A 9337-nucleotide genomic window follows, 5' to 3' on the forward strand; every position below is an offset into this window, starting at 1 on the left:
GCGCCACACGTGGCGCCAAACCGGAGGATTCACAATATGGCAATCAGCAACGCAGGGCAGATCGGTAATGCCGGCAAGCCCGCCAAGTCCACATTCCGCCTGCCGGGTGAGGCACGCATCTTTGCTGTCCTGATGGGCGTAGCACTGTTGTTCGAGGTACTGGGCTGGTTTTTGGTAGGACAAAGCTTTCTGGCTAATACCGACCGCCTGTTGGTCATGATTCTGCAGGTATCAGTGATAGGTATCATCGCGGTGGGCGTTACCCAGATCATCATCATGGACGGTATAGATTTGTCCTCTGGCTCGGTCGTAGCGCTTACCGCCATGGTATCGGCCAGCTTGGCGCAGACATCCGACTTTGGTCGCGCCATTTTTCCGTCGCTGACCGACTTGCCGGTGGTGGTGCCGCTGCTGGCGGGCCTGTTGGTGGGTCTGTGCTGTGGTTTGCTTAATGGCTTTGTCATTGCCAAGACCGCGATCCCGCCATTCATCGCCACGCTCGGTGTGATGGTCACTGCACGTGGCCTGGCGAAGTGGTACACCGAAGGCGAACCGATCAGCATGTTGTCTGATGACTATGCCGCTATTGGTAGTGGTATCACGCCGGTACTGATTTTCTTGGGTGTGGCTGCGGTATTCCACGTCATCCTGAGTTACACCCGCTACGGCAAGTACACCTACGCCATCGGCGCCAACCGTGCAGCAGCCCGTGTATCCGGTATTAACGTCAACAAGCACCTGGTGATTGTGTACACCGTTGCCGGCCTGCTGTCTGGTCTGGCCGGGGTGGTGACGTCGGCCCGCGCTGTGTCCGGCCAGGCGGGCATGGGCATGATGTACGAGCTGGACGCGATTGCCGCAGCTGTGATTGGCGGCACCTCGCTGGCCGGTGGGGTTGGCCGCATCACTGGTACTGTTATCGGTGTACTGATCCTGGGTGTGGTGACCTCGGGCTTTACCTTCCTGCGCATCGATGCCTATTACCAGGAGATCGTGAAAGGCATGATTATTGTTGCTGCCGTGGTGGCTGATCAGTACCGCCAGCGTAACCGCCGCGCCTGATCGCTGCTGAGCGCTCCTCTTTACCCAAGCCCGGCTTTGCCGGGCTTTTGCACGTTACTGCTATGTCACTGACTGCTGTTCATCGTCGTTTGCCAGAAGTTGCCTTGCTGTTAGTAACCCTGCTGGCTGCAAGTGGCTGGCTGTTTTCTAAAGCTGCACTGCATTACTTGCCCCCCTTGCTATTCATGGCAATCCGTTTCGGGCTGAGTGCACTGGTGTTGGCCGGACTTGTGTGGCGCCGGCAGTACTGGCAGCCCGGGGTGTGGCGCCCTGCCATGCGCGGCGGCCTGCTATTGGGGCTGGCCATGATGTGTTGGGTTTATGGCCTGAGTCTGAGTCAGCATGTCGGGGTCGCTGCCTTCATCAGCAGTCTAGGGATTGTGCTGGCGCCATTTGCCGCTCGTGTGTTGCTGGGTACTGGCTTGTCGCAGCGTGCCTGGCTGGGGATGGCGGTGGCCATGGCGGGTATGGCGTGCCTGTCGTGGCGGCCGGGCGGGGTCTTGGCGGCAGCAGAAAGCTGGCTGCTGCTGGCTGCCGCCGGGCAGGCAGCCTACCTGGCAGTGAACAGCCGCGACATGGCAGCCATGCCGGTGATGCAGGCCACAGCCTGGCAGTTGCTGGTCGCGAGCGCGGCGTGTCTGGCAGCCAGTGCGCTATTGGAGAGCTGGCGCGGGCTGGCATGGCAGGCTTGTTGGTTCCCGCTGTTGGGCAGTGTGCTGCTCGCTACTTGCTTGCGTTTCGTTTTGCAGGGTTGGGGGCAGGGCAGGCTGGAGGTAGCGCAGGCATCGTTCATCCTGCTGCTGGAGCCTGTGTGGACGGCACTGTTGGCCGCATGGTGGTATGGCAGCGGCTTCAGCCTGAAGCAGGGCAGCGGTGCCGCCCTGGTATTGCTGGCCTTGCTGCTTACTCGTCGTAACTGACCGCGTCGCGGGTTTCTTCTACCACTAGCTCCAGCCGGTAAGACAGTGCAATGAACAGGGCCTGACACAGGCTGATGGTGCTGCTCATCGAGCGGAAGGCAAAGGCGCTGCCTTCTTTGACCGTGAGGATGCTGGCGGCGTCGCGGCACAGCGGGCTGAGCTGGCTATCGGTGATGACCAGCAGCTTGGCCTTGTTCTGGCTGGCTACGCGAGCGCAGTAGCGGGTTTCGCGGCCATAAGGCTGGAAGCTAATGGCAATCATCAGGTCGCCTTCGCCGATGCTACGGATCTGCTCGTGGTACATGCCGCCCAAGCCTGACACCAGATGTACGCGTTTTTTGGTGTGCTGCAGTGCATAGGTGATGTAGCTGGCAATGGGAAACATGCGGCGTACGCCGATCACGTAGATGTTGTCGGCGCGCTGCAGCAGGTCCACGGCGGTGTCAAAGGCTACCGGGTCCAGTGTTTGCGAGAGCTCATCTAAGCCTTGCTGGCAGGCCGCCAGAAAGCTCTGCGCCAGGTCGGTGTTGCTCAGCGGTGCATTCTGTTTGGCGATGACGTCGCGGATGCGGTGCTGATAGCTGCTGGTATTGGGCTGGTTAGGGACAAATGCCTCGCGGAACAAAGCCTGCATGTCGCTAAAACCGGAAAAGCCAAAGCGTTGTGCGAAACGCACAATGGCCGATGGCTGCACTTCACAAGCCTTGGCAATGTCGGTGATGCGTTCTAGCACCAGCGTCTGGCGATGATCCTCGATGTATTTGGCGATGATCTTAAGTTGCTTGCTCAGGCCTTCGTACTCTTCTGAAATACGCTTCATGAGCTGGTCTGCGGTCATGTTATTGCTCAATTTCCGGGCCTCCGGGGCGATGTGATGCCGCTATGTTACGACTGCTGTTGCAGAAATGAAAAAAAATTTGCAGAAATAAATTTCCGATACAACAAATATACGAAAAAAAATTTGCAATCATGGCAAGTGCGCAGTAATCTAGTTTCATCACGGTAGCCCGCTGCGCCGAGTCCGATCGGCGGCTGAGCACAAGACCTCGGGCATCGGCAACCAATGGAATGGAAACCATGCAAAACCAGACTCAATTTGCTTCAGATCGTCCGCTGGACGTGATCTGCCTGGGCCGCTTGGCCGTGGATTTGTACGCTCGCCAGCTGGGCTCGCGTCTTGAAGACGCCAGTAGTTTTGCCAAGTATCTGGGTGGCTCGTCGGCCAATATCGCATTCGGTACTGCCCGTCTGGGCCTGAAGTCGTCCATGCTGTCGCGTGTTGGCGACGAGCAGATGGGGCGCTATCTGGTGCAAGAGCTGCAGAACGAAGGTTGCGACACCTCGCAGGTGAAAACCGACCCGTCGCGGCTGACCGGCTTGGTATTGCTGGGTATCAAGGATCGTGACACCTTCCCACTGCTGTTCTACCGCGAAAACTGCGCCGATATGGCACTGTGCGAGGACGACATCGACGAAGCCTTCATCGCTAGCAGCAAGGCGCTGCTGATTACCGGTACGCACTTGTCCACCGCTACTGTCAATGCCGCCAGCCGTAAGGCGCTGGCCTATGCTCGTCAGCACAATGTGCGCACCGTGCTCGATATCGATTACCGCCCAGTACTGTGGGGCCTGACGGGTCGTGGCAATGGCGAACAGCGCTTCATTGCTGACGACGCAGTCAGTGCCCACTTGCAATCCGTGCTGCCGCTGTTCGACCTGATTGTGGGTACCGAAGAAGAATTCATGATCGCTGGCGGCAAGCCGGCGCTGATCGACTGCCTGAATGTGGTACGCAGCCTGGCGCCGCAAGCCGTACTGGTGGTGAAGCGCGGCCCGCTGGGCTGCGCGGTGATCAACGATGCGGTACCTGCCGACATTGACGATGCCTTCACAGTGCAAGGTGCCCAGGTGGAGGTGATGAATGTGCTGGGTGCAGGTGATGCCTTCCTGTCTGGCTTCTTGTCGGTGTGGCTACGTGGTGGCGATTATGGCCACGCCTGCCGTACCGCCAATGCCTGTGGTGCACTGGTGGTTTCGCGTCATGGCTGCTCGGTGGCCATGCCTACCCAGGCAGAGCTGGACTATTTCCTTGGTCTGCCGGTACCGCCGCAACGGCCGGGCGATGATGCCACGCTGGCCCGTTTGCACCGTGTGACGGTAGCGCGTCCGCACTGGGACAACCTGTGCGTGTTTGCCTTCGATCACCGCAACCAGTTCTTCGAGCTAGCGCGCCAGAATGGCGTGCCGGAAACGCGTCTGACCGACCTGAAAGCCCTGCTGGTGCAGGCGGTGGCGCAAACCGAACAAGCCAACGGCTTGCAAGGTCGCATCGGTATCCTGGTAGACGACCGTTATGGCGAGGATGCCATGTACGCTGCCACTGGCCGTGGCTGGTGGATAGGTCGCCCCATCGAATTGCCTGGCTCCAACCCGCTGGAGTTCGACCACGGACGTGCGCTGGCCGCCCGTCTGGAAGCCTGGCCCAAGGAGCACATCATCAAATGCCTGGTGCAGTATCACCCGGATGACGAAGTGGGTAACCGTCTGGAGCAGGAAGCCCAGGTCAAAGCGGTGTACCAGATGGCTCAGATCAGCGGCCACGAGCTTCTGCTTGAGGTGATTCCGTCCAAGAAACTGCCGCAGGGCCCGGACACTGTCTTACGTGCGATGAAACGCTTCTATAACCTGGGCATTTACCCGGAATGGTGGAAGCTGGAGTCGATGAGTGCCGAACAATGGCAGGACGTAGACGCCCTGCTGGCGCAGCGCGACCCGCACTGCCGCGGCGTCGTACTGCTGGGCTTGAATGCGCCAGTGGGCGAATTGCGCGAAGGCTTTGCCCAGGCGCGCGACGCCAAGACCTGCCGTGGCTTCATGGTTGGCCGCACATTGTTCCAGGAACCGTCGCAACGCTGGCTGGCCGGCGAGATCGACGATGCCGGTCTGATTGCCGCCGCCCGCCACAATTTTGAAACCCTGATCGATATCTGGCAGGCCCAGCGCCGCCAGGGCCAGCGCTAAGGCGCCGGTAAACCCTTCCACCACACTGCACAGACGGACAACACGATGACTGCCACTTTTAACGTTCGTATCGGTATCAACCCGATTTCCTGGTGTAACGATGACCTGCCGTCGCTGGGCGGCGAAACTCCCCTGGAAACCATCCTGCGCGAAGGCAGCGAGATCGGTTACCAAGGTTTCGAGCTGGGTAACAAGTTCCCGCGTGACCCGGCCGCGCTGCGCGCCGTGCTGGCGCCTTATGGTGTGGCCTGCGTGTCAGGCTGGTACTCTGGCCGGTTGGCTGAGCGATCTGCAGAAGAAGAAATAGCAGCGGTGGAAGAACACCTCACCCTGCTGGTGGAAAACGACTGCCAGGTAATGGTGTACGGCGAAGTCGGCGGCTCTATCCAGGGCCAGATCGATACCCCGCTATTCAAGCGGCCAACCTTCACCAGCGAAGAAGCCTGGCAGCAGTATGCCGAGCGTTTGACTGTGTTTGCCCGTCATCTGGCTGCACGTGGCATCAAGCTGGCCTACCACCATCACATGGGTGCCTTCGTGGAAAGCCCCGCCGATGTGGACAAGCTGATGGCCCTTACCGGCGAAGAAGTGGGCCTGCTGTTTGATACCGGCCACATGGCCTTTGCCGGTGGCGACCCGCAGGCCGAGCTGGACAAGCACATTGCCCGCGTTGTGCACGTGCACTGCAAGGACATCCGCGGTGAAGTGCTGCGTCGCGCCCGCAACGGCAGCTGGAGCTTCCTGCAATCAGTACTCAACGGTGCATTTACCGTGCCGGGTGATGGTGACATTCCGTTCGGCCCCATCATTGAGCGTTTGGCCCGCCACGGTTACCAAGGCTGGCTGGTAGTGGAGGCAGAGCAGGACCCTACCATCGCCCCGAGCTACGAATACGCCCAAAAAGGCTTCCAGACACTGCAGTCACTGGTAGCCCGCGCTAGCCGCTAAGGAGACAGGCATGAATTTGCTGGTAAAAGCCGACCCGGCGGGCAAGCCGCTGGTCGATGTTACCCCGGCTTCCGCTGGCTGGAGTCACGTCGGTTTCCGTGCCGTCAAGCTGGCGGCCGGTGAGCTCGAAGTATGGCAACAGCCAGGCCGCGAATGCTGCGTAGTGATTCTGGCTGGCAAGGCCAGTGTGCAGGTGGGTGATACCGTCTGGACTGGCCTGGGGCAGCGCGACAGTGTATTCGGCGACCAGGCACCGTACGCGGTGTACGCTCCGCCAGGGCTGGCGGTGACTGTGACGGCGGATAGCGCTGCCGAAGTAGCTTTCTGCTCGGCACCGTCAGCCGGCAACTACCCACCGCGTCTGATTACGCCGGACAGTATGACACGCAGCGTACGCGGCAAAGGGGCCAATACCCGTTATGTGACCGATATCCTGCCGCAGACCGAGCCAGCCGATGGTCTGCTGGTAGTAGAGGTGCGTACCCCGTCCGGCCATTCGTCTAGCTACCCACCGCACAAGCACGATCGCGATGCGCTGCCCGAGGAAAGCGTACTGGAAGAAACCTATTACCACCGCCTCAACCCGGCGCAAGGGTTTGCCTTTCAGCGTGTGTACACAGACGACCGCCGTATCGACCAGTCGATGGCGGTGGAAGACCACGACGTGGTGATGGTGCCGGAAGGCTACCACCCAGTGTGTGTCCCCTACGGTTACGACTCCTACTATTTGAACGTGATGGCAGGCCCGCGTCGCGAGTGGTGTTTCCGGAATGATCCGGCCCACGAGTGGCTGATCGCCAAGCCCTGAACTGACCCCGTTCCACCCTATACGACTATGGCCGGCCCCTGCTGGGGCTGCCAGGGCACTCTGTTGCCCGCTAGCTGAGGATACTGCTCCATGAACCGCATCATCTCGCATTACATCGCCGGTCAGCATCAGGCCGGTACCGGTGCCCGAACCACCCCCGTTTTCAACCCTGCCACTGGCCGTGTGCAGGCCGAGGTCGTGCTGGCCGAACAGGCCGACGTCGATGCTGTGGTAGCAGCGGCCAAGGCAGCATTTCCGGCCTGGAGCGATACCGCTCCGCTGCGTCGCGCCCGTATTCTGTTCAAATTCAAGATGTTGCTGGAGGCCCGCCAGGACGAACTGGCCGCACTGATCAGCAGTGAACACGGTAAGGTGCACGCCGATGCGCTGGGTGAGGTGACCCGTGGTCTGGAAGTGGTTGAGTTTGCCTGCGGTATTCCGCAGCTGCTGAAGGGCGAATACACAGAGCAGGTTGGCCGCGGTATCGATGCCTGGACCATGCGACAGTCACTGGGTGTGGTGGCGGGTATCACCCCGTTCAACTTCCCGGCTATGGTACCGATGTGGATGTTCCCGGTAGCCATCGCCTGCGGTAACACTTTCGTACTGAAACCGTCCGAACGTGACCCATCTGCCGCGCTGTTCATCGCAGCCCTACTGGAAGAAGCCGGCCTGCCACCGGGCGTGTTCAACGTGCTGCAGGGCGACAAGCTGGCGGTAGATGGCCTGCTGACCCACCCGGACGTGCAGGCGGTGAGCTTTGTCGGCTCTACCCCGATTGCTCAGTACATCTATGAAACCGGTGCCCGCCATGGCAAGCGTGTACAGGCACTGGGTGGTGCCAAGAACCACATGGTGGTGATGCCGGATGCTGACCTGGAACAGACCGTCGACGCGCTGATGGGCGCGGCATACGGTTCGGCGGGCGAGCGCTGCATGGCGATTTCAGTTGCCGTGGCGGTGGGTGACGTAGCCGACCAGCTGGTGGCCACGCTGGGCGAGCGCTTGAAAACCCTGAAGGTAGGCCCGGGCACAGACCCAGCCGCGGAAATGGGCCCGCTGGTGACCCGTGCACACCTGGACAAAGTCAGCGGCTACGTGGCGCGCGGTGTGGAAGAGGGTGCCACCTTGGTTGTGGATGGCCGTGGCTTGACTGTACCAGGCTGCGAGGAAGGCTTCTTCCTGGGTGGCTGCCTGTTTGATCACGTCACCACCGACATGATCATTTACCAAGAAGAAATCTTCGGCCCGGTGCTGTGTGTGGTGCGTGTTAACAGCTTTGCCGAGGCGGTGGATATGATCAACGCCCACGCCTATGGCAACGGCACCGCCATATTCACCCGCGACGGCGATGCCGCTCGCGAATTCACCCATCGTATCCAGGTAGGGATGGTGGGCGTCAACGTACCGCTGCCAGTACCGATGGCTTTCCATAGCTTTGGTGGCTGGAAAGCTTCGCTGTTTGGCGATCACCACATGCATGGGCCTGAGGGTGTGCGTTTTTACACCCGCATGAAAGCCGTGACCACGCGCTGGCCTACCGGTATCCGCAGCGGCGCCGAATTCGCCATGCCTACCATGAAATAGTTTCTGCTGTGACGCTCCCCCAGAGAGCTTCTTTGCGCCACCTTCACGGGTGGCGATTTTTTGTCAGCTTGTCCCGGAGCAGTTTGCATGGACGCCTACGCCTGGTCTTTGGCGCTGGTGGCAGCCTTCTGTGTCGGCCTGGGGAAAAGCGGCTTTGCTAGCGGGCTCGGCACCTTTGCCGCCCCTTTGCTGGCGGCCAGCATGCCCTTGCCACAGGCCGCCGCATTGCTACTGCCACTGCTTTTGTTGCTGGATGTTTTTAGCGTGTTGTTGTGGCTAGGCCAGCCGGCGCGGGCGATATGGCAACCATGGCTATGGCCCGGTGTGCTGGGTGCGCTGGCCGGCGCGCTCCTGTTGGACTGCTTGCCTGCCGCGTATCTGTCGCTGTTGGTAGCGGCACTGTGCTTGCTGCTCTCTCTTGGGCCGGCGGGGCAGGGCTGGCAGCGTCTGGCGCTACATGAGCCGAGCATGGCGGGATTGTCCGGCTTCGCTAGCATGCTATGTCATGCAGGCGGCCCGCCACTCACCCTGCATTGTCTGGCACGTGGTCTGGAGCCTGCGCCCATGGCCTCGGCTTGCACCGTGTTCTTTTGCTTGCTCAATTTGCTGAAGCTGCCGGTATACGTGCAGATGGATGGTCTGGGCAGTCAGCAGTGGCTATGGGCGCTGGCGCTTTGTCCGGCGGGACTGGCCGGGGTCGTGGCGGGGGTAAAGCTTACCGGACGGTTGCCGCCGAGCGCGTTTTACCGTGCCAGTCGCTTGGCTATGCTTATGGCATGTGCGGTCTTGCTACATGACGGCTGGGAGCAACTGAGCGGTTGAGCCTGCATCATGATAAAGAGGGAAGGAAACTGAATGAATATTGCTATTCCAGCCGAAAGGCTGGCAGGTGAAAGCCGCGTGGCCGCGACACCGGAAACGGTTAAAAAGCTCGTCGCCATGGGCCATGCCGTGGTGGTAGAGGCGGGGGCGGGCACGATGGCGGCGGTGC

The 9337-nt window shown here is 60.5% G+C and carries 8 protein-coding genes and 1 pseudogene; 8 read left to right on the forward strand and 1 reads right to left on the reverse strand.

Annotated features, from left to right (window positions below; genetic code table 11):
* The first annotated feature begins 36 nt into the window (after positions 1–36).
* Together ACZ9XP_RS17325 and ACZ9XP_RS17330 are read left to right on the forward strand one after the other, a co-directional pair.
* Positions 37–1062, forward strand: coding sequence for an ABC transporter permease (locus ACZ9XP_RS17325; protein WP_147688898.1), 1026 nt, complete (start codon positions 37–39; stop codon positions 1060–1062).
* 104 nt (positions 1063–1166) lie between these two features.
* Complete coding sequence (locus ACZ9XP_RS17330) at positions 1167–1982, forward strand: DMT family transporter (protein WP_465188890.1); 816 nt, start codon at positions 1167–1169, stop codon at positions 1980–1982.
* Here ACZ9XP_RS17330 and ACZ9XP_RS17335 read toward each other — a convergent pair.
* Positions 1966–2802, reverse strand: a complete 837-nt coding sequence (locus ACZ9XP_RS17335) for a MurR/RpiR family transcriptional regulator (protein WP_465188891.1) — start codon at positions 2800–2802, stop codon at positions 1966–1968. The two genes, ACZ9XP_RS17330 and ACZ9XP_RS17335, sit on opposite strands and share 17 nt — an antisense overlap.
* A 257-nt stretch (positions 2803–3059) precedes the next feature.
* Between ACZ9XP_RS17335 and ACZ9XP_RS17340 the strand changes: the two genes are divergently transcribed.
* From ACZ9XP_RS17340 to ACZ9XP_RS17365, 6 genes and pseudogenes are all read left to right on the forward strand, one after another.
* Entirely contained in the window at positions 3060–5003 is a 1944-nt protein-coding gene (locus ACZ9XP_RS17340) for a bifunctional 5-dehydro-2-deoxygluconokinase/5-dehydro-2-deoxyphosphogluconate aldolase (protein WP_465188892.1), read from the forward strand.
* A 45-nt stretch (positions 5004–5048) separates the two neighbouring features.
* Positions 5049–5951 (forward strand): myo-inosose-2 dehydratase, encoded by a 903-nt coding sequence (gene iolE, locus ACZ9XP_RS17345; RefSeq protein ID WP_147688894.1) that lies wholly within the window; start codon positions 5049–5051, stop codon positions 5949–5951.
* Between the two features lie 10 nt (positions 5952–5961).
* Positions 5962–6759, forward strand: a complete 798-nt coding sequence (iolB, locus tag ACZ9XP_RS17350) for a 5-deoxy-glucuronate isomerase (protein WP_147688893.1) — start codon at positions 5962–5964, stop codon at positions 6757–6759.
* 90 nt (positions 6760–6849) lie between these two features.
* Positions 6850–8346: a CoA-acylating methylmalonate-semialdehyde dehydrogenase gene (locus tag ACZ9XP_RS17355; protein WP_147688892.1), complete on the forward strand. Its 1497-nt coding sequence runs from the start codon at positions 6850–6852 to the stop codon at positions 8344–8346.
* An 87-nt stretch (positions 8347–8433) separates the two neighbouring features.
* Positions 8434–9168, forward strand: coding sequence for a TSUP family transporter (locus tag ACZ9XP_RS17360; RefSeq protein WP_465188893.1), 735 nt, complete (start codon positions 8434–8436; stop codon positions 9166–9168).
* Between the two features lie 33 nt (positions 9169–9201).
* Positions 9202–9337 (forward strand): annotated as a pseudogene (locus tag ACZ9XP_RS17365) (NAD(P)(+) transhydrogenase (Re/Si-specific) subunit alpha); the annotation flags it as partial.

This window comes from Vogesella perlucida (assembly GCF_979366545.1).